The sequence below is a fragment of the Bacillus sp. C28GYM-DRY-1 genome, assembly GCF_030519405.1.
Taxonomy (GTDB): domain Bacteria; phylum Bacillota; class Bacilli; order Bacillales; family Bacillaceae; genus Bacillus; species Bacillus spizizenii_A.
The window spans coordinates 17,146-36,972 of sequence record NZ_JAUMKF010000018.1 but is presented as its reverse complement, the minus strand read 5'-3'; the positions used below and the strand labels follow the sequence as shown (position 1 = coordinate 36,972).

Sequence of the window (19,827 nt, the reverse complement as noted above, 5' to 3'; positions counted from 1 at the left end):
AGGGGAAGGAACTGAGGGTATGAAACGAATAACCGCTCTTAAATGTCTGGCAGTGCTGGCCGTTGCAGGTTTAATCTTTTGGGGAAATAAAAGGTATTTGAATGTATCGCCGAAAGAGATCAGGGTATGGGTATTATCATTCGGGGTCTTTGCACCGCTGATGTTTATCGGGATATCCATCGTCAGACCTCTTGTTTTATTTCCGGTGTCTGTTATTTCTATAGCGGGCGGACTTGCGTTTGGACCGCTTCTCGGCACCCTTTACACGTTATTCGGTTCGATGTGCGCCTCAGCTGTTTCGTTTTTTGCGGCTGGTTTGTTTGCTGCGAAAAGGAACGGCCATTACGAAAAGCTGGAAGCCATTCAGAAACAGATGGAGGAGAACGGATTTTTTTATATCTTGCTTTTAAGAATCCTGCCGGTCAATTTTGATTTCGTCAGTTATGCAGCAGGCCTTTCCAATGTCAAAGCGCTGCCGTATTTTGCGGCGACGGCCGCGGGAATCATCCCCGGGACGATTGCGCTTAATGTGCTGGGGGCGAGCTTTTTGGCTGGCAATTTGCCCGCTTTCTTTATGGTGCTTGCTTTGTATATCGTGTTTATCTCGCTGCCGTTCATCTTCAGAAAGAAAATGCAAAACTTTTTCCAAGAATCAAATTAAGATTTGCCAATGACCTTTACGTCTATTTTAAAAACATCCCCCATATACTTGTAACAGATGCCGTAAGGGGGGACAAACATGCTTGAAATAATCTTTGAAGATGACCATGATGCAGCTGCTTTTTTACATCTCATTCAGCATTCGGACGATCGGAACAATATCATTGTCCGTGAAGGCATACGGAAAATCGGGATTGAAAAAGCTCAGCCGGCTTTCTCTATTCAGCGTTTTATGGAGCCGATTCTGGTCAAGTTTTTTTTAGAATGCAAAGAAGACGAGCATATGCTGTCATTGATTGAGGGAACATACTGCTTCACGGACCAGGATGAACAGCAGCATATCCTTCAGCTCGCACACAGTATTATTGAAGGAGAAGCGGACGATCTTCCGTTTGAGCCGCTAAAGCTTTCGCGGAAACAATCAATTTTGGATGAACTCCAAACGATCTGTTTAGAGGAAGGCTTATTTTCCATTCGTTCCTTTCAGACCTTCCGACTCGGACAATACTACAAGCAGCTTAGAGACATTACGGAAGCGGCGATAGATGAATATAAGATGGAACAGGAATATCAAAACTTTATTCAAACTCTCAGAGACTATGTAACAGCAAAACAGCCGCGAATCAAAAAGGTGCATATTGTCCATGATGGTTCATTTACATTATGGGAACTGCGCTATGTGCCGGAACGGGAAAAAATGAAATACATAGACAGGCGATTTGTCCGCGATCATCCTATGTACATTGATTCTCATTTGCTCGCGCCGCTGATTTCCATTGCGCCTGATGAAGTGGTGCTTTACACCGACCAGCCCGAGCACATGATGGCAAGGACCATTCAAAACGTATTTCAAGAGAGAATGGAATTGCTTCCGCTGCACGCTTTTTCAGACGCGGAAATACCCGTGAAGCACTCGGAAGGATAAGGGCCGGCAGCCTGTATATATAAGGCTGTCGGTTTGAAAAAAGGAAATGCGATCTGTTGATTTTTTGGATTGAACAATTTATAATACATAGGAGATTAAGAAAGACACACGTATTGATAAGGACACGAAGGAATGATACCGGCTTAAAGAGAGGGAAGCCCCGGCTGCAAGCTTCCTAGCTATGGACCATTCACTTTACCGCCTTTGAACTTCAGCTGTGAACCCCTTTAATAAGGAGCAGTAATGGCTGACGGGAACTCCCGTTACAGAGCATAGAGCCGCAGGTGCCGGAGTATTGGCTTTTGCGGAAAAAAGGGTGGAACCACGATTCCGTTTATTTAACCTCGTCCCTTTCATAGGGGGCGGGGTTTTTATATGCAAAAAAAGGAGTGACATAGATGTCAGATATGGTGAAAATTACATTTCCTGATGGAGCAGTCAAGGAGTTTGCGAAAGGAACAACAACAGAAGATATCGCGGCATCCATCAGTCCGGGATTAAAGAAAAAATCATTAGCCGGAAAACTGAACGGAAAAGAGATCGATTTGAGAACACCGATCAATGAAGACGGTACAGTGGAAATCATTACAGAAGGCTCAGAAGAAGGTCTTCAAATTATGCGCCACAGTACGGCTCATTTGCTGGCTCAAGCGATTAAACGCATTTATAAAGATGTCAAGTTCGGTGTCGGTCCGGTCATCGAAAATGGTTTTTACTACGATGTAGAAATGGAAGAAGCGATTACACCTGAGGATCTGCCGAAAATCGAGAAGGAAATGAAAAAAATCGTCAATGCGAACCTTCCGATCGTTCGCAAAGAAGTCAGCCGTGAAGAAGCGAAAGCCCGTTTTGCAGAAATCGGCGACGACCTGAAGCTGGAACTATTGGATGCAATTCCTGAAGGAGAAACCGTTTCGATCTACGAGCAAGGCGAATTCTTTGACCTGTGCCGCGGCGTTCACGTTCCTTCAACAGGAAAAATCAAAGAGTTTAAGCTGTTAAGCCTTGCAGGAGCATACTGGCGCGGTGACAGCAATAACCAAATGCTTCAGCGTGTATACGGCACAGCTTTCTTCAAAAAAGCTGATCTTGAAGAGCATCTTCGCATGCTTGAAGAAGCGAAAGAGCGTGACCACAGAAAGCTTGGCAAAGAATTAAAGCTGTTTGCGAACTCTCAAAAAGTCGGACAAGGTCTGCCGCTTTGGCTGCCAAAAGGCGCGACAATCCGCCGCGTCATCGAGCGATACATTGTCGATAAAGAAATCAGCCTCGGGTATGAGCATGTATACACACCTGTGCTTGGAAGCAAAGAGCTGTATGAAACATCAGGACACTGGGATCATTATCAAGAAGGGATGTTCCCTCCGATGGAAATGGACAATGAAACACTTGTATTGCGTCCGATGAACTGTCCGCACCATATGATGATTTACAAACAAGACATTCACAGCTACCGGGAGCTACCAATCCGTATTGCGGAGCTGGGAACGATGCACCGCTATGAAATGTCAGGTGCGCTGTCAGGGCTTCAACGTGTACGCGGCATGACGTTAAATGATGCACACATCTTTGTGCGCCCGGATCAAATTAAGGATGAGTTTATCCGTACAGTCCGTTTAATCCAGGATGTCTATGAAGATTTCGGTTTAAGTGATTATACATTCCGTCTGTCTTACCGTGATCCGGAAGACACAGAGAAATATTTTGATGACGATGAAATGTGGAACAAAGCGCAATCCATGCTGAAAGAGGCAATGGACGAAATCGGCCATGACTATTACGAAGCAGAAGGCGAAGCGGCATTCTACGGCCCTAAACTTGATGTTCAGGTGAAAACAGCGATCGGCAAAGAAGAAACATTGTCTACGGTTCAGCTTGACTTCTTATTGCCTGAACGTTTCGATCTGACCTATATCGGTGAAGACGGCAAGCAGCACCGTCCGGTTGTTATTCACAGAGGTGTCGTATCTACAATGGAACGCTTTGTTGCCTTCTTAATCGAAGAACACAAAGGCGCGCTGCCAACATGGCTTGCACCGGTTCAGTTCCAAGTCATTCCGGTGTCTCCGGCTGTGCATTTAGACTACGCGAAAAAAGTGCAGGAACGCCTGCAGCGTGAAGGCCTGCGTGTAGAAGTCGACAGCCGCGATGAAAAAATCGGCTACAAAATCCGTGAAGCGCAAATGCAAAAAATCCCTTACATGCTTGTGGTCGGTGACCAAGAAGCAGAAAACGGAGCGGTAAACGTCCGTAAGTACAGAGAGCAGAACTCTGAAACCATTTCGCTTGATGATTTTGTGAAAAAGGCAGTAGCTGAAGCGAAAAAATAACATAAAGGGCATGATCTCATTGAAGAGATCATGCTTTTTTTATTTCTCTAATATAGGAAACAAATCATGAAGGCTGCTGATGATGTAATCAGGCGTCACATCGGTTTCGTTTTTCTTATCTGTCCGATTAATCCAAACGGTTTTGATTCCGGCTTTTGAAGCGCCTAAAATATCAGTATTCAAATTATCGCCGACCATGATTGCATCGTCTTTTTCAATATTCATCAGCTTAAGGCAGTGCTCAAAAATGGAAACATCCGGTTTCCCTTTTCCGAAAGCGCCGGAGATGACGATTTCATTGAAATAAGGGGCGAGTTCAGGCACGCCGGCGAGCTTCTCCTTTTGCAGACTCGGATCGCCGTTTGTCAAAAGCAGCAATTCATATTTGCCTTTTAATTGATCGAGTACAGCAAATGTTTCATCATATACAAATGGGCGTTTTCTGCGTTCTGCCGCAAAAAACTCTCCTAAATATTCGCCGTATGCCGGATCATCGATGCCAAGCGCTTTCAGTCCGTTTGTCCATGCGTTTTTTCTGTACTCCGGCACAATTTTGTTCAGCTTCTGAAAGCCTTCACTGATCGGCTCTGAGAAATTGGACCAAAGTCCTTCAAACGGGTTAATGCCGATCATCACTGTATATGGATACGTCTCATAAGACATGTACAATTCTCTCGCCGCTTCGCGGACAGCTGCTTCGAATGCTCGCGGGTTAAGGCCATATTTTTTCTCCGCCTGCACACAAGTTTCTGCAAATGTTGTTCTGACGCTTTTTTCATCCCAAAGTAGTGTATCGTCTAAATCAAAAAATACAGCTTTCATGATCTTCTCCTCTGCTTCAGATTCAAAATCTTTCTGCCAAAAGGCTCATGTTTTATTTTACAATAGATAAAAGCCATGCGAAATATGTTTTCAGACGATTTTAAAAAAACAGTCAGCCGTGAAACGAAAACATGTTAGAATAAACGGAAAGAACAGGTGACAGGCATGATTCATTTAATGATTATGATGCTTGAGAGGGTAGGGATTATCGTTATATTGGGTTTCATTCTTGCCCATACAAAGCTTTTTAGACAAGCTCTTCAAAATCAGGACGGCTATAAAGGAAAAGCGGTTTTAATCTCTATTTTTTCTCTCTTCAGCATTATCAGCAATTATACAGGCATCGAAATTCAAAAAAATATGATTGTAAACAATGACTGGGTGTTTGCGATAGATCCGTCGGGCTCGATTGCGAATACCCGTATTTTGGGCGTGGAAATTGGAGGCCTTCTCGGAGGTCCATTTGTAGGGGCGGGGATCGGTATACTGGCAGGCCTGCACCGTTTTTCGCTCGGCGGCAGCACGGCCCTAAGCTGTGCGGTATCATCCGTTTTAGCTGGTGTTCTTGCAGGCTTGATCGGCAGGTATTTTATGAAGCGGTACCGAATGCCGACACCGCGTATCGCCGCTCTTGTGGGAATCGGCATGGAGTCACTGCAGATGGTGATTATTTTGCTGATGGCGAAGCCATTAAGTGACGCTTGGGCGCTTGTCAGCATGATCGGGATTCCGATGATACTCATCAACGGAACAGGCAGTTTTATTTTCCTGTCGATTATTCAAGCGATCATTCGCAAGGAAGAGCAGGCAAGGGCGCTTGAGACACACAGAGTGCTGACAATTGCTGACCAGACGCTTCCATTTTTTCGCCAAGGTCTAAATGAAAACTCCTGTAAAAGTGTGGCGGCTATAATTCATAAGCTGACCGGAACAGATGCGGTGTCCCTCACTGACAATGAGAAGATCCTTGCGCATGTCGGCGCGGGAATGGATCACCACATCCCATCCAAAAGCTTGATCACCGGTTTGTCCAAAAAGGTGATTAAAACAGGGCAAATCATGAAGGCGATTTCCCAGGAAGAGATTGAATGCACGCATTCTGAATGTCCTTTGCATGCGGCAATTGTCCTGCCGCTGACATCAAACGGCAATACAATCGGCACCTTAAAAATGTATTTTAAAAACCCGGCTGGCCTGAGCCAAGTAGAGGAGGAGCTTGCTGAAGGACTGGCCATGCTGTTTTCCACACAGCTTGAGCTTGGGGAAGCAGAGCTGCAGAGCAAGCTTCTCAAGGATGCTGAAATCAAAGCGCTTCAAGCTCAGGTGAATCCGCATTTTTTATTTAATGCGATCAATACGATTTCTGCGTTATGCCGCACGGATGTTGAAAAAACACGTAAGCTCTTATTGCAGCTCAGTGTTTATTTTCGTTCAAACCTTCAAGGAGCGAGACAGCTGCTGATTCCGCTCTCAAAGGAGCTGAACCACCTTCACGCCTATTTGTCATTAGAACAGGCGCGTTTTCCCGGGAAATATAAGATTGAGCTAAATATCGACAGCAGGCTGGAGCAAATTAAAATCCCACCGTTTGTTTTACAGGTGCTTGTGGAAAACGCGCTTAGGCATGCGTTTCCGAACAAACAAGACATGTGCAAAGTGACGGTCTGTGTCTTATCTGATGATACATTCGTCTATATGAAGGTGACGGATAACGGACGGGGAATTCCGCCGGACATCCTGCCGAAGTTGGGAAAGAAACCGTTTCCTTCAAAGGAGGGAACCGGTACAGCGCTTTATAACCTAAATCAGCGGCTGGTCGGTTTATTCGGACAGCAGGCTGCCCTGAATATCAGGAGTGAGGTTCAGAAAGGGACAGAGGTTTCCTTTCAAGTGCCAATGCAACAGATGAAAGAGGGAGAAGAACATGCTCAAGGTGTTAATAGTTGATGATGAGATGCTGGCAAGAGATGAACTGGCTTACTTGCTCAAGCGGGCCAATGAGGAAATAGAAGTCAATGAAGCGGAAAATATCGAATCTGCTTTTGACCAAATGATGGATCAAAAACCTGATTTGCTGTTTTTAGACGTTGATTTATCCGGAGAAAACGGTTTTGATATCGCACAGCGATTGAAAAAAATGAAGCATCCTCCTGCTGTTGTATTTGCGACAGCGTATGACCAATATGCGCTCAAAGCGTTTGAGGTGGACGCTCTTGATTATTTAACTAAGCCTTTTGATGAGGAAAGAATTCAGCAAACGCTGAAAAAATATAAAAAAGTAAATCGGGATATCGTTGAAATAGAACAGAACAGCCATGCCAGCCAGCATAAACTCGCGCTATCTGTGGGAGAATCAATTGTAATCGTAGATACGAAGGACATTATCTATGCCGGAACGGAAGATGGTCATGTCAATGTAAAAACCTTCGATACATCTTATTCGGTCAGCGATTCGCTCGTAGTGATTGAGAAAAAGCTGCCTGATGCTGACTTTATCCGCGTCCACCGAAGCTTTGTCGTCAATACCGAATATATTAAAGAGATTCAGCCGTGGTTTAATTCAACGTACAATCTGATCATGAAAGACGGATCAAAAATACCGGTCAGCCGGACATATGCGAAGGAATTGAAAAAGCTGCTCCATATTTGATGGGCGGCTTTTTGCATTTCAGCCATTTGTTTCTGCAACTCAGCCTCGCTATTTTGCATGTTATCTTGTAAGCGCTTTATATTAAGGGATTCTTATTTATAATGGGGGTACCAAAGAGAAAGAGGTGAAGAAAATGAGTGCTAAAAAAGTGTACGGATTTTTAACACAAGCATTTATTTTTGCCGTCATTATGCTGGTTTCGAATATGATTGCCGCTATTGTCCCAATACCTATCCCGGCATCGGTTGTAGGGTTGGTCTTATTATTTCTTCTATTATGTTTGAAAGTCATTAAATTGGAACAAGTAGAAACACTCGGAACGTCTTTAACCTCTCTGATCGGGTTTTTATTTGTCCCGTCAGGTATATCAGTTATGAATTCGCTAGGTGTCATGCAGCAATTCGGTCTGCAAATTGTTCTTGTCATTCTGCTCGCAACGATCATTTTGCTAGGGGCTACAGGATTGTTTTCTCAGCTGATTCTTTCGCTCAGCGGAAAACGCAAATCCGCAGCGGAGATGAAAGCAAAAACAGTGCAAAGCCCGCAGAACAATAAAGAACTCGTTCACCATTAAGGAAACAGGAGGTTCATCAGATGGAAAGCACAATGAGTCCTTATTTCGGAATTGTCGTATCGCTTGCTGCATTCGGCATCGGCACCTTTTTATTTAAAAAAACGAAAGGATTCTTCCTTTTCACTCCTTTGTTTGTTGCCATGGTGCTAGGGATCGCATTTCTAAAAATCGGCGGTTTTACATATGCGGATTATAATAACGGGGGAGAAATCATTAAGTTTTTCCTTGAACCGGCGACGATCGCTTTTGCAATTCCTCTGTACAAACAAAGAGATAAGCTGAAAAAATACTGGTGGCAAATCATGTCCTCCATTATTGTCGGTTCTATCTGCTCTGTCACGATTGTTTATTTGCTCGCAAAAGGCATTCACCTCGATGCGGCAGTGATGAAAAGCATGCTTCCGCAGGCGGCTACAACGGCAATTGCGCTTCCTCTATCAAAAGACATTGGCGGCATCAGCGACATCACTGCCTTTGCGGTCATCTTTAACGCTGTTATTGTTTACGCGCTCGGAGCATTGTTTCTGAAGGTGTTTAAAGTAAAGAATCCTATTTCTAAAGGATTGGCTCTCGGAACGTCCGGACATGCACTCGGTGTAGCCGTCGGAATCGAAATGGGAGAAGTTGAAGCTGCGATGGCAAGTATTGCGGTTGTCGTCGTAGGAGTGGTAACGGTTCTGGTCATCCCTGTGTTCGTGCAGCTAATCGGAGGATAAGCTAAGGCTGAAAGCCTTGGCTTTTTTTATTTTATGGTGCGCCTTCGGGATGGATATTTCCTTGTTTACCCATTATTCCCCTTGACTTTTTCCGTTCTTCATACGCATCGCCATCAGGAAGCTCTGAAGCGGGCTGTTGAACGGGATCATCTGCCTGTTTCGGAAGATGGTTCATTTTTGCTATTAGATGGGGGTGCCTCGGTCTGCTGCTGTTGTGCCTGCGATTGCCGTTTTTCCTCAGAATTCACTTCCTGCTCTTTTTTGGACTGCTGCCTATCGCTGTCCGGCTTCTTCCTTTGCTTTGAGCATTTCCGGAGATCGGTCATGGATCACCGCAGGTTCAAAAACTTCACATCCTGGATGAGAATGAAAGATTTTCTTTTTCTCTCTTGCGCTCATAGTAAACCCATGTTACAATGTAAAAGTTGTTCCGGATAAGTCGTCCTTGACTAAAGATCCGGTATTGTGTAGAATAGTCATTGAATTGAATATAAATCACAAGCAGAAGCACCCGCTTCTCACCTGATTGACACATGCATGTAGTTGGCAGGTTGACCGTACATTTTTATTGATACAGATGTTCGTAGTGTGGGTGTTTTATAATGCCCACACTTTTTGTTTGCCTGCAGAATGCAGTCAAAATGAGTTGTGAATCAATTCGAAGAAACTATGGAGGTGGCTCATTATTAGCAAAGATCAATTGGTTAATGAGGGTATCCGTGCACGTGAGGTCCGTCTAATCGGACAAAATGGCGACCAGCTTGGAATCAAGTCCCGTCAGGAAGCACTTGAAATCGCCGGCCGCGCAAATCTTGACCTTGTGTTAGTTGCAGCGAATGCAAAACCGCCTGTCTGCCGAATCATGGACTACGGTAAGTTCCGATTTGAGCAGCAGAAAAAGGAAAAAGAAGCACGCAAGAATCAAAAAATCATTAACTTAAAAGAAGTTCGGTTAAGTCCGACAATCGATGAGCATGACTTTAACACGAAATTGCGCAATGCGATTAAATTCCTTGAAAAAGGCGATAAAGTGAAAGCTTCTATCCGCTTTAAAGGACGCGCAATTACTCATAAAGAAATCGGCCAGCGTGTGTTAGACCGTTTTTCTGAAGCATGTGCTGAGGTTGCGACTGTCGAAACAAAACCAAAAATGGACGGCCGCAGCATGTTCTTAATGCTCGCGCCGAAAAACGAAAAGCAATAAGGAGGAAATCCCATGCCAAAAATGAAAACTCACCGCGGATCTGCTAAACGTTTTAAAAAGACAGGTTCTGGGAAGTTGAAACGTTCTCATGCATACACAAGTCACTTATTCGCCAACAAATCTCAAAAGCAAAAGCGTAAGCTTCGCAAGAGTGCTGTTGTAAGCGCAGGAGACTTCAAGCGTATCAAACAAATGCTTGCTAACATCAAGTAATCGGACAAGGAACAATTAGGAGGGAAATTCAATGCCAAGAGTAAAAGGCGGAACTGTTACACGTAAGCGTCGTAAAAAGGTTCTTAAATTAGCAAAAGGTTATTTCGGTTCAAAACATACATTATACAAAGTAGCTAACCAGCAGGTCATGAAATCTGGAAACTATGCTTTCCGTGACCGTCGTCAGAAAAAACGTGATTTCCGTAAGCTTTGGATCACTCGTATCAACGCAGCTGCTCGTATGAACGGTCTTTCTTACAGCCGTTTAATGCACGGTCTTAAGCTTTCTGGTATCGAAGTAAACCGTAAAATGCTTGCTGATCTTGCTGTAAACGATCTTACTGCATTCAATCAGCTTGCTGATGCTGCTAAAGCTCAATTAAACAAGTAATCATATAGAGCCGCTCTCCAGCAGAGCGGCTTTTTTATATAAAGGATGAGGCAACATGGTTATTGCTTTGTATTTGGTGCTGATTAATCTATGCGGTTTTTGGGTAATGGGCATTGACAAACGAAAAGCGCAGCAGCACAAATGGAGAATTTCTGAAGATCGGCTGTGGCTAATAGCGATCGTGTTTGGAGCGCTCGGTGTCTGGCTTGGCATGCAAACCTTCAGACATAAAACGAAACACATGTCTTTTAAGTACGGAGTGCCGTTTCTTCTGGTAATTGAAGCGATTTTAATCGGTCTTTCTTACAGCCCGTTTGATTTATAAAAAGCAGAGAAGCGTTTTAGCGCTCTTCTGCTTTTTTTGCGAGTTTAATGGGCTGGTCCCAGTCAATTTTACAATTCGGATAGCGTTCCAGCACTCTTTCTTCAATGTTCTCAAAATCTTCTTCAGAGAAATGTTTCAGCTTCTCAGGAGATTCTGTCCAGACAAAGATGGTGTGGATAAACAGCGGATGATCTTTGGCAGGAATATGCTTTTCTCCTTCGAAAAGCACGCCTTTATACGTCAGCTGAAAGTTCTTTCGGGTATTGTTCTGTTCATCAATAATATAAAAATGTTCTTTTGATTGGGCCAGCTTAAGCCTTCTTTTTGGATTTGCGACATATTTGACTGCGGCATAGATACAATAAGCAAAAAGTGCAAGCAATATGATCCTTAAAACCATGACAAACATTGTGTGAAGGCACCTCCCTTATTGTGATGATCTGATGTAATACGAAGAGCATAGAAAAAGGTTTCACTTTTTCTAAAAGAAAGTTCTAAAAACATATACCCAATTTTCAAGTGAAATAGTCGTATGGTTAGCGCCAGGTTTTGTATAATAAGAAGGCAGGACTGATGAAGGAGGTTTTAGAATATGGCAAAATTAGACAAAACATTGACCATGCTGAAAGATTTAACAGATGCAAAAGGCATACCGGGCAATGAGAGAGAAGTAAGGCAAGTGATGAAATCATACATAGAACCATTTGCTGATGAGGTGACAACAGATCGGCTGGGCAGTTTAATTGCCAAAAAAACAGGTGCGCAAAACGGCCCGAAAATTATGATTGCCGGACATTTGGACGAAGTCGGTTTTATGGTGACGCAAATCACTGATAAAGGCTTTATCCGTTTCCAAACCGTTGGCGGCTGGTGGGCTCAGGTTATGCTGGCCCAGCGTGTTACCATCGTCACGAAAAAAGGAGAGATTACAGGAGTTATCGGCTCTAAGCCGCCGCATATTTTATCTCCTGAAGCGAGAAAAAAATCAGTAGAGATAAAAGACATGTTTATTGATATTGGAGCATCAAGCCGAGAAGAAGCCTTGGAGTGGGGTGTACTCCCAGGAGATATGATCGTTCCTCATTTTGAATTTACGGTCATGAACAATGAAAAATTCTTGCTGGCGAAGGCCTGGGACAACCGCATAGGCTGTGCGATTGCCATTGATGTGTTAAAAAATTTACAAAACACAGATCATCCAAACATTGTGTATGGCGTGGGAACCGTGCAGGAGGAAGTTGGCCTGAGGGGAGCGAAAACGGCTGCCCACACCATTCAGCCTGATATTGCGTTTGGTGTTGATGTAGGTATAGCAGGAGACACGCCTGGTATTTCTGAAAAGGAAGCGCAAAGCAAAATGGGCAAAGGCCCGCAGATTATCGTTTACGATGCATCTATGGTCTCTCACAAAGGTTTGCGCGATGCAGTTGTCGCTACCGCAGAGGAAGCGGGCATTCCGTACCAATTTGATGCCATTGCCGGCGGCGGAACAGATTCCGGAGCCATCCATTTGACGGCAAATGGTGTTCCTGCACTTTCTATCACCATTGCAACCCGCTACATTCATACACACGCAGCCATGCTGCATCGTGATGATTATGAAAACACGGTCAAATTAATTACAGAAGTGATTAAGAAATTAGACCGAAAGACAGTTGACCAAATCACATATGAATAAAATCCATCAGAATCCGCTATAAAAGGCGGATTCTTTTTTTTTGTCTGTACAAATTCAATAAGCAACTCTACAATAAGGATATATATAGAAAATTTGTGCTAGTCTGGATGATAGACAAGTTTTCTATATCCCAAAAAAAGGAGGATATGATGAATATGAAAAAGAAAGCGTTTTCTGGATTATTACGTTTTTCTTGTGCAGCTTTAACAGCTGGTGCTGTAATGTTGTCCGCTTTACCGGCATCAGCGGCTTTTTGGGGGGCATCGAACGAGCTTCTGCATGATCCGACAATGGCAAAAGAAGGGAATACTTGGTACGCTTTTGGGACAGGCCTTGCTGAGGAAAACGGATTACGTGTTCTAAAAGCGGACAGCAACGGAGTATGGAGGGTTCAAAGGTCAATTTTCACTAGTCCTTTATCTTGGTGGAAGCAATATGTGCCTAATTACGAACGAAACCAATGGGCACCGGATGTCAAATACTACAACGGAAAGTACTGGCTTTACTATTCAGTTTCTTCATTTGGCAGCAATACCTCTTTAATTGGGCTTGCTTCAACTACAAGTCTCAGTTCAGGCAGCTGGAAGGATGAGGGACTTGTTACTCGGTCAACAAGTGCCAATAATTACAATGCCATTGATCCTGAATTAACCATTGATAAAGATGGAAACCCTTGGCTGGCATTTGGTTCATTCTGGAGTGGCATTAAATTAACAAGATTAAATAAAGATACAATGAAACCCACTGGCTCATTATATTCAATAGCAGCTAGACCAAATAACGGCGGCGCTCTGGAAGCCCCTACATTAACATACCATAATGGCTACTATTACTTAATGGTTTCATTCGATAAATGCTGTGAAGGCGTAAATAGTACGTACAAAATTGCTTATGGCAGATCGAAAAATATTACAGGTCCTTATGTAGACAGAAGCGGTAGAAGCATGATGGATGGAGGAGGTACGATTCTTGATGCCGGCAATGAACAGTGGAAAGGGCCGGGCGGACAGGATATCGTAAACGGGAACATACTCGTGCGTCATGCTTATGATGCAAAAGACAACGGAACTCCAAAGATGTTAATCAATGATTTGAATTGGAGTTCAGGCTGGCCGTCTTATTAAGATAAAGCCAACCGTTCACATCTTATTCTCTTTGTTTAGCCCTGATACATCAGGGCTTTTTCTAATGGAAAGCGGAATCGGAAGATGAATTGACGGAGCAATCATAGATGTAAGAACACGTTTTTTCACCTGAAAACCTTGTAACCAATCATTTCTTTTTGTAAAAGAATACAAAAATGATTGACAGTAAATAAACCTACTAATATAATGAAGTTGTTCGTACAAATTAATTGTTAATGGTTTATTTGTTGTTATTAGTCCGTATCTGTTTGGGTAATTGAAAGCGTTTTACTATAGGAAGAAAGGGGCAGTTTACATGCTTCAGACAAAGAATTATGAATTCTGGTTTGTAACAGGGAGCCAGCACCTATATGGGGAAGAGACGTTGGAACTGGTAGATCAGCATGCGAAAAGCATTTGTGAGGGACTCAGCGGAGTTTCTTCCAGATATAACATCACTCACAAGCCTGTCGTCACTTCACCGGAAACCATCAGACAGCTGTTAAGAGAAGCGGAGTACAGTGAGACATGCGCCGGCATCATTACATGGATGCACACATTTTCTCCAGCAAAAATGTGGATTGAGGGTCTTTCCTCTTATCAAAAACCGCTTATGCATCTGCATACACAATATAATCGCGATATCCCATGGGGTACGATTGACATGGATTTTATGAACAGCAACCAATCCGCACATGGCGATCGTGAGTACGGTTACATCAACTCGAGAATGGGGCTGAACCGAAAAGTCGTTGCCGGCTATTGGGATGATGAAGAAGTGAAGAAAGAAATATCCCAGTGGATGGATACGGCGGCTGCATTAAATGAAAGCAGACATATTAAGGTTGCCAGATTCGGAGATAACATGCGTCACGTCGCGGTAACGGACGGAGACAAGGTGGGAGCGCATATTCAATTTGGCTGGCAGGTTGACGGATATGGGATCGGAGACCTTGTTGAAGTGATGAACCGAATTACGGACGACGAGGTTGACACGCTTTATGCGGAGTATGACAGGCTTTATGTCATCAGCGAGGAAACAAAACGTGACGAAGCAAAGGTAGCGTCCATTAAAGAACAGGCGAAAATCGAACTTGGCTTAACTGCTTTTCTTGAACAAGGCGGATACTCAGCTTTTACGACATCGTTTGAAGTGCTGCACGGAATGAAACAGCTTCCGGGGCTTGCTGTTCAGCGCCTGATGGAGAAAGGCTACGGGTTCGCAGGTGAAGGAGATTGGAAGACAGCGGCTCTTGTACGGATGATGAAAATCATGGCTGAAGGAAAAAGAACGTCCTTCATGGAAGATTATACGTATCATTTTGAACCGGGAAATGAAATGATTCTGGGCTCGCACATGCTTGAAGTGTGTCCGACTGTCGCCTTGGATCAGCCGAAAATTGAGGTTCATCCGCTTTCCATCGGTGGAAAAGAGGATCCTGCACGTTTTGTATTTAACGGCATCAGCGGTTCAGCCATTCAAGCAAGCCTTGTTGATATTGGGGGGCGTTTCCGTCTTGTTTTGAATGAGGTCAACGGACAGGAAATTGAAAAAGACATGCCGAATTTGCCGGTGGCCCGTGTTCTCTGGAAGCCAGAGCCGTCATTGAAAACAGCGGCTGAGGCATGGATTTTAGCCGGCGGGGCACACCATACCTGCTTGTCTTATGAACTGACAGCGGAGCAAATGCTTGATTGGGCGGAAATGGCGGGGATCGAAAGCGTTCTCATTTCCCGTGATACGACAATTCACAAGCTGAAACACGAATTAAAATGGAACGAGGCGCTTTACCGGCTTCAAAAGTAGAGAGGGGGATATCACTTGACTTACACAATAGGGGTTGATTTTGGAACTTTATCAGGAAGAGCGGTGCTCGTTCATGTCGAAACAGGGGAGGAACTGGCGTCTGCTGTGAAAGAATACAGGCATGCGGTCATTGATACCGTGCTTCCAAAAACGGGTCATAAGCTGCCGCGGGACTGGGCGCTGCAGGACCCGGCTGATTATCTCGAAGTCTTGGAAACAACCATTCCGTCTTTACTCGACCAGACGGACGTTCAACCGAAAGACATTATCGGGATCGGTATTGATTTTACGGCATGTACGATCTTGCCAGTTGACCGTACAGGGCAGCCGTTATGCATGCTGCCGGAATATGAAGAGGAGCCGCACAGCTATGTGAAGCTCTGGAAGCATCATGCGGCCCAAAAACATGCTGACCGGCTCAATCAAATCGCGGAAGAAGAAGGAGAAGCTTTTCTACAGCGGTACGGGGGAAAAATTTCATCAGAATGGATGATTCCGAAGGTCATGCAGATTGTAGAAGAAGCGCCTCACATTTATGAGGCGGCTGACCGGATTATCGAGGCTGCAGACTGGATCGTGTACCAGCTGTGCGGCTCGCTTAAGCGAAGCAACTGTACTGCAGGGTATAAAGCAATTTGGAGTGAAAAAGCGGGATATCCGTCAGATGATTTCTTTGGCAAATTAAATCCTTTAATGAAAACGATTACAAACGACAAATTAGCAGGTTCTATTCATTCAGTAGGGGAAAAAGCCGGCGGACTGACTGAAAAAATGGCACAGCTGACAGGCCTTCTTCCGGGTACGGCTGTTGCGGTTGCCAATGTTGATGCTCATGTTTCCGTGCCAGCGGTCGGCATCACAGAGCCAGGGAAAATGCTGATGATTATGGGAACTTCAACGTGCCATGTTCTTCTGGGCGAAGAGGTACATATCGTGCCGGGTATGTGCGGTGTCGTGGACAACGGAATTCTCCCGGGCTACGCGGGATATGAAGCCGGGCAGTCCTGTGTAGGCGATCATTTTGACTGGTTTGTAAGAACATGTGTCCCGCAAGCGTATCGAGAGGAAGCAGAGGAAAAAAACATTAGCATTCATGAGCTGCTGAGTGAGAAGGCAAACCTTCAAGCGCCAGGTGAAAGCGGACTGCTTGCTTTAGATTGGTGGAATGGAAACCGGTCAACCCTTGTTGATGCTAATTTAACTGGAATGCTGCTTGGCATGACGCTGCTGACGAAGCCTGAAGAGATTTATAGAGCATTAGTTGAAGCGACAGCTTACGGAACCCGGATGATTATCGAAACGTTCAAAGAAAGCGGGGTTCCGATTGAGGAGCTGTACGCAGCCGGCGGAATTGCTGAGAAAAACCCGTTTGTCATGCAGATTTATGCTGATGTGACAAACATGGACATTAAAATCTCTGGTTCCCCGCAAGCCCCTGCCTTAGGATCTGCCATTTTCGGCGCCCTTGCCGCCGGTAAAGAAAACGGCGGGTACGACGACATCAAAGAGGCGGCGGCGCACATGGGAAAACTGAAAGATATATCTTATACGCCGAACGCCGAAAACGCCGCGGTGTATGAAAAATTGTACGCTGAATATAAAGAGCTGGTTCACTATTTCGGAAAAGAAAACCATGTCATGAAACGTCTGAAAACAATTAAAAATCTTCAATTTTCATCTGCCGTCAAAAAGAATTCATAAAGGGTGATGGAGCATGCTTGAAACATTAAAAAAAGAAGTGCTGGCTGCCAACTTGAAGCTTCAAGAGCATCAGCTGGTAACCTTTACGTGGGGAAATGTCAGCGGTATTGACCGTGAAAAAGAAAGAATAGTCATTAAACCAAGCGGAGTTGAATACAGCGACCTGACAGCTGATGACTTGGTTGTTTTGAATCTTGAAGGAGAGGTCGTCGAAGGCTCGCTCAAGCCTTCATCAGATACACCTACTCATGTATATTTGTACAAAGCGTTCCCGAACATCGGGGGAATTGTCCATACCCATTCTCAATGGGCAACAAGCTGGGCGCAATCGGGAAGAGATATACCGGCTTTAGGTACGACCCATGCCGATTACTTTGACAGTGCGATTCCGTGTACAAGAGAAATGTACGATGAAGAAATCATTCATGACTACGAACTGAATACAGGAAAAGTCATAGCGGAAACCTTTCAGCATCATAACTACGAACAGGTTCCGGGTGTGCTCGTGAATAATCACGGCCCGTTCTGCTGGGGAACGGACGCCTTAAATGCCATTCATAACGCCGTTGTATTAGAAACCGTTGCGGAAATGGCCTATCATTCAATTATGCTGAACAAGGATGTAAATCCCATTAATACAGTCCTTCATGAAAAACATTTTTATCGAAAACACGGAGCAAATGCGTATTATGGCCAGTCATGATTCCGCTGTGTCACCGGCCGGTATTCTGATTGACTTGGACGGTACTGTATTCAGAGGAAATGAATTGATTGAAGGGGCAAGAGAAGCGATCAATACACTTCGAGAAATGGGGAAGAAAATTGTTTTCTTGAGCAATCGGGGGAATATTTCCCGTGCCATGTGCAGAAAAAAACTTCTGGGCGCGGGGATAGAGGCGGATGTAAGTGATATTGTTTTGTCGTCAAGTGTCACTGCAGCTTTTCTGAAAAAACATTATCGTTTTGCAACGGTGTGGGTGCTTGGAGAACAAGGATTGGTTGACGAGCTGAGGCTGGCCGGCGTCCAGCACGCGAACGAACCGAAGGAAGCGGATTGGCTCGTGATCTCCCTTCATGAAACGCTCACGTACGAAGATTTAAATCAAGCCTTTCAAGCGGCCGCGGGCGGAGCTCGTATCATTGCTACGAACAAAGACCGCTCTTTTCCAAATGAAGACGGCAATGCCATCGATGTGGCCGGAATGATTGGGGCGATAGAGGCTTCAGCTCAAGCGAAAACGGAGCTTGTTGTCGGAAAGCCGTCATGGCTGATGGCGGAGGCTGCATGTACAGCAATGGGGCTTTCCGCACATGAATGCATGATTATCGGAGACAGCATTGAATCTGACATTGCGATGGGAAAGCTTTATGGCATGAAAAGCGCCTTAGTGCTTACTGGTTCTGCGAAACCGGGTGAACAGCGTTTGTACACACCGGATTATGTGCTAGAGTCTATTAAGGATATAACCAAATTAGCTGAGGAGGGGATTCTGTTATGAATCGTATCGCAGCTGACGTTCAGCGTGCTTTTGAACAAGCCGGAGAAAAGACGTTTCCTATCGAAATGGAAGAAATTGCTCTCGGAAAACAAGCAGCCGATTCGCTTTTAGAGTATGTAAAAAGAAAAAATGACAAACAGATCGTGCTAGTTTGTGACACGAATACACATCGCATTGCAGGAATTGATTTGGAAGACCGCTTGAATCAAGAAGGGTTCCAGGCCAAATGCCTGATTATTCCGGAAAATGAAGCCGGAGATGTAGTGGCCGATGAACAATCGCTCATTCATGCACTGATCCATACGAAAAAAACAACAGATGTCATGATCGCAGTCGGTTCGGGCACGATTCACGATATCGTACGCTTTGCAGCATTTCAAAGAGATTTGCCGTTTATTTCCTATCCGACTGCTCCATCTGTAGACGGATTTACATCAGCCGGGGCACCGCTTATTTTATACGGTACGAAGACAACCATCCAAACGAAGGCGCCGGCTGCGCTGTTCGCTGATCTGGATCTATTAAAAGCAGCACCCCAGTCAATGGTGGCGGCTGGATTTGGCGACATGCTCGGTAAAATCACGTCTTTAGCTGATTGGGAGATATCCCGCCATCTTGCCGGCGAGCCTTATTCTCCAGCAGGGGCTAAGATCGTTCAGGAGGCACTTGATGCCTGTATCGCACACACAGAAGACATTGCGATGAAAACGGAAACAGGCATACAGGTTTTAATGGAATCTTTAATTGTATCGGGTCTTGTGATGCTGGCTTTAGATCATTCCCGCCCTGCATCTGGCGGAGAGCATCACATTTCCCATTGGATTGAGATGGAATTAATGAAGAAAAACCGGCCTCAGATTCTTCACGGGGCAAAGGTGGGCTGTGCCGCTGTGTTATTAACTGACACATACAGAAAGCTCGCTCAGGATGACGTGCTGAACGAATTTTCTCCGCGCCGGCGGCATGCTATTCAAACAGCTTATGAAACGCTTCCCGAAGGAGAAGTGCTGGCCGGATGGCTGAGATCAGCCGGAGGCCCTGCGTATTTTGACGAAATCGGTGTCGGGCAGGATTCCGTCAAGAATGCCTTTAGACACGCGCACACCTTAAGAGACCGCTGCACCGGATTAAGAATTATCAATGAAAACAAAACGCTGATCAATCATGGTCTATATGAATAGCCCGCACCTCGAATGGAAGGGGTAACG

20 protein-coding genes and 1 other annotated feature are annotated in these 19,827 nt (G+C 44.8%); of the genes, 18 read left to right on the top strand and 2 right to left on the bottom strand.

Translation table 11 applies throughout. From position 1 onward, the window contains the following. The first annotated feature begins 19 nt into the window (after positions 1-19). The 3 genes from Q3W56_RS15945 (at position 20) to thrS (ending at position 3,915) form a co-directional block, all read left to right on the top strand. Entirely contained in the window at positions 20-661 is a 642-nt protein-coding gene (locus Q3W56_RS15945; protein ID WP_302896161.1) for a TVP38/TMEM64 family protein, read from the top strand. Positions 662-739: 78 nt separating this feature from the next. Further along, entirely contained in the window at positions 740-1,585 is an 846-nt protein-coding gene (gene ytxC / locus Q3W56_RS15940) for a putative sporulation protein YtxC (RefSeq protein WP_302896160.1), read from the top strand. A 398-nt stretch (positions 1,586-1,983) separates the two neighbouring features. Then, positions 1,984-3,915: a threonine--tRNA ligase gene (gene thrS, locus Q3W56_RS15935; RefSeq protein WP_302896159.1), complete on the top strand. Its 1,932-nt coding sequence runs from the start codon at positions 1,984-1,986 to the stop codon at positions 3,913-3,915. Positions 3,916-3,954: 39 nt separating this feature from the next. Here the strand turns inward: thrS and Q3W56_RS15930 are convergent, their stop codons facing one another. Next, a complete protein-coding gene (locus tag Q3W56_RS15930) occupies positions 3,955-4,737 on the bottom strand; it encodes an HAD family hydrolase (RefSeq protein ID WP_302896158.1) in 783 nt (260 codons plus the stop codon). A 165-nt stretch (positions 4,738-4,902) separates the two neighbouring features. Between Q3W56_RS15930 and lytS the strand changes: the two genes are divergently transcribed. From lytS to Q3W56_RS15890, 8 genes are all read left to right on the top strand, one after another. Then, the gene (gene lytS, locus Q3W56_RS15925; RefSeq protein WP_302896157.1) at positions 4,903-6,684 is read left to right on the top strand and encodes a two-component system sensor histidine kinase LytS; all 1,782 of its coding nucleotides are present in this window, start codon (positions 4,903-4,905) and stop codon (positions 6,682-6,684) included. Next, complete coding sequence (gene lytT / locus Q3W56_RS15920; protein WP_302896156.1) at positions 6,662-7,387, top strand: two-component system response regulator LytT; 726 nt, start codon at positions 6,662-6,664, stop codon at positions 7,385-7,387. The genes lytS and lytT overlap by 23 nt, the downstream gene beginning before the upstream one ends. A gap of 133 nt (positions 7,388-7,520) precedes the next feature. Beyond that, positions 7,521-7,961, top strand: a complete 441-nt coding sequence (lrgA, locus tag Q3W56_RS15915; protein WP_302896155.1) for an antiholin-like murein hydrolase modulator LrgA — start codon at positions 7,521-7,523, stop codon at positions 7,959-7,961. Between the two features lie 20 nt (positions 7,962-7,981). Continuing rightward, a complete protein-coding gene (gene lrgB, locus Q3W56_RS15910) occupies positions 7,982-8,677 on the top strand; it encodes an antiholin-like protein LrgB (RefSeq protein ID WP_302896154.1) in 696 nt (231 codons plus the stop codon). 493 nt (positions 8,678-9,170) lie between these two features. Then, positions 9,171-9,301: a sequence feature (ribosomal protein L20 leader region), on the top strand. 58 nt (positions 9,302-9,359) lie between these two features. After that, on the top strand, positions 9,360-9,881 hold the full coding sequence (gene infC, locus Q3W56_RS15905) for a translation initiation factor IF-3 (RefSeq protein WP_010886591.1): 522 nt from the start codon (positions 9,360-9,362) through the stop codon (positions 9,879-9,881). A gap of 12 nt (positions 9,882-9,893) precedes the next feature. After that, positions 9,894-10,094 carry a 50S ribosomal protein L35 gene (rpmI, locus tag Q3W56_RS15900; protein ID WP_003222418.1) on the top strand — a complete coding sequence of 67 codons (201 nt, stop codon included), beginning with the start codon at positions 9,894-9,896 and terminating at the stop codon, positions 10,092-10,094. Positions 10,095-10,125: 31 nt separating this feature from the next. Then, entirely contained in the window at positions 10,126-10,485 is a 360-nt protein-coding gene (rplT, locus tag Q3W56_RS15895) for a 50S ribosomal protein L20 (RefSeq protein WP_003222420.1), read from the top strand. 55 nt (positions 10,486-10,540) lie between these two features. Then, on the top strand, positions 10,541-10,810 hold the full coding sequence (locus tag Q3W56_RS15890) for a DUF1294 domain-containing protein (RefSeq protein WP_302896153.1): 270 nt from the start codon (positions 10,541-10,543) through the stop codon (positions 10,808-10,810). Positions 10,811-10,826: 16 nt separating this feature from the next. Here the strand turns inward: Q3W56_RS15890 and ysdB are convergent, their stop codons facing one another. After that, positions 10,827-11,219 carry a sigma W pathway protein YsdB gene (ysdB, locus tag Q3W56_RS15885; protein ID WP_302896152.1) on the bottom strand — a complete coding sequence of 131 codons (393 nt, stop codon included), beginning with the start codon at positions 11,217-11,219 and terminating at the stop codon, positions 10,827-10,829. 183 nt (positions 11,220-11,402) lie between these two features. Between ysdB and Q3W56_RS15880 the strand changes: the two genes are divergently transcribed. The 7 genes from Q3W56_RS15880 (at position 11,403) to egsA (ending at position 19,800) form a co-directional block, all read left to right on the top strand. Then, positions 11,403-12,488: a M42 family metallopeptidase gene (locus Q3W56_RS15880; RefSeq protein WP_302896151.1), complete on the top strand. Its 1,086-nt coding sequence runs from the start codon at positions 11,403-11,405 to the stop codon at positions 12,486-12,488. 155 nt (positions 12,489-12,643) lie between these two features. Continuing rightward, positions 12,644-13,612 (top strand): arabinan endo-1,5-alpha-L-arabinosidase AbnA, encoded by a 969-nt coding sequence (abnA, locus tag Q3W56_RS15875; RefSeq protein WP_302896182.1) that lies wholly within the window; start codon positions 12,644-12,646, stop codon positions 13,610-13,612. 316 nt (positions 13,613-13,928) lie between these two features. After that, positions 13,929-15,419: an L-arabinose isomerase gene (gene araA, locus Q3W56_RS15870; RefSeq protein ID WP_302896150.1), complete on the top strand. Its 1,491-nt coding sequence runs from the start codon at positions 13,929-13,931 to the stop codon at positions 15,417-15,419. 15 nt (positions 15,420-15,434) lie between these two features. Continuing rightward, positions 15,435-17,120, top strand: a complete 1,686-nt coding sequence (gene araB / locus Q3W56_RS15865; RefSeq protein WP_302896149.1) for a ribulokinase — start codon at positions 15,435-15,437, stop codon at positions 17,118-17,120. A gap of 13 nt (positions 17,121-17,133) precedes the next feature. Further along, positions 17,134-17,823, top strand: coding sequence for an L-ribulose-5-phosphate 4-epimerase (gene araD, locus Q3W56_RS15860; protein WP_302896148.1), 690 nt, complete (start codon positions 17,134-17,136; stop codon positions 17,821-17,823). Beyond that, positions 17,801-18,619 carry a sugar-phosphatase AraL gene (gene araL / locus Q3W56_RS15855; protein WP_302896181.1) on the top strand — a complete coding sequence of 273 codons (819 nt, stop codon included), beginning with the start codon at positions 17,801-17,803 and terminating at the stop codon, positions 18,617-18,619. Before araD ends, araL begins: the two co-directional genes overlap by 23 nt. Then, a complete protein-coding gene (egsA, locus tag Q3W56_RS15850; protein ID WP_302896147.1) occupies positions 18,616-19,800 on the top strand; it encodes a sn-glycerol-1-phosphate dehydrogenase in 1,185 nt (394 codons plus the stop codon). The genes araL and egsA overlap by 4 nt, the downstream gene beginning before the upstream one ends. The last annotated feature ends 27 nt before the right edge of the window (positions 19,801-19,827 follow it).

Bases quoted from the DNA above. Each gene is read 5' to 3' on its own strand.
- Q3W56_RS15945 (WP_302896161.1), top strand. From the start codon at position 20: ATGAAACGAATAACCGCTCTTAAATGTCTGGCAGTGCTGGCCGTTGCA.
- ytxC (WP_302896160.1), top strand. From the start codon at position 740: ATGCTTGAAATAATCTTTGAAGATGACCATGATGCAGCTGCTTTTTTA.
- thrS (WP_302896159.1), top strand. From the start codon at position 1,984: ATGTCAGATATGGTGAAAATTACATTTCCTGATGGAGCAGTCAAGGAG.
- Q3W56_RS15930 (WP_302896158.1), bottom strand. From the start codon at position 4,737: ATGAAAGCTGTATTTTTTGATTTAGACGATACACTACTTTGGGATGAA.
- lytS (WP_302896157.1), top strand. From the start codon at position 4,903: ATGATTCATTTAATGATTATGATGCTTGAGAGGGTAGGGATTATCGTT.
- lytT (WP_302896156.1), top strand. From the start codon at position 6,662: ATGCTCAAGGTGTTAATAGTTGATGATGAGATGCTGGCAAGAGATGAA.
- lrgA (WP_302896155.1), top strand. From the start codon at position 7,521: ATGAGTGCTAAAAAAGTGTACGGATTTTTAACACAAGCATTTATTTTT.
- lrgB (WP_302896154.1), top strand. From the start codon at position 7,982: ATGGAAAGCACAATGAGTCCTTATTTCGGAATTGTCGTATCGCTTGCT.
- rpmI (WP_003222418.1), top strand. From the start codon at position 9,894: ATGCCAAAAATGAAAACTCACCGCGGATCTGCTAAACGTTTTAAAAAG.
- rplT (WP_003222420.1), top strand. From the start codon at position 10,126: ATGCCAAGAGTAAAAGGCGGAACTGTTACACGTAAGCGTCGTAAAAAG.
- Q3W56_RS15890 (WP_302896153.1), top strand. From the start codon at position 10,541: ATGGTTATTGCTTTGTATTTGGTGCTGATTAATCTATGCGGTTTTTGG.
- ysdB (WP_302896152.1), bottom strand. From the start codon at position 11,219: ATGTTTGTCATGGTTTTAAGGATCATATTGCTTGCACTTTTTGCTTAT.
- Q3W56_RS15880 (WP_302896151.1), top strand. From the start codon at position 11,403: ATGGCAAAATTAGACAAAACATTGACCATGCTGAAAGATTTAACAGAT.
- abnA (WP_302896182.1), top strand. From the start codon at position 12,644: ATGAAAAAGAAAGCGTTTTCTGGATTATTACGTTTTTCTTGTGCAGCT.
- araA (WP_302896150.1), top strand. From the start codon at position 13,929: ATGCTTCAGACAAAGAATTATGAATTCTGGTTTGTAACAGGGAGCCAG.
- araD (WP_302896148.1), top strand. From the start codon at position 17,134: ATGCTTGAAACATTAAAAAAAGAAGTGCTGGCTGCCAACTTGAAGCTT.
- araL (WP_302896181.1), top strand. From the start codon at position 17,801: ATGCGTATTATGGCCAGTCATGATTCCGCTGTGTCACCGGCCGGTATT.
- egsA (WP_302896147.1), top strand. From the start codon at position 18,616: ATGAATCGTATCGCAGCTGACGTTCAGCGTGCTTTTGAACAAGCCGGA.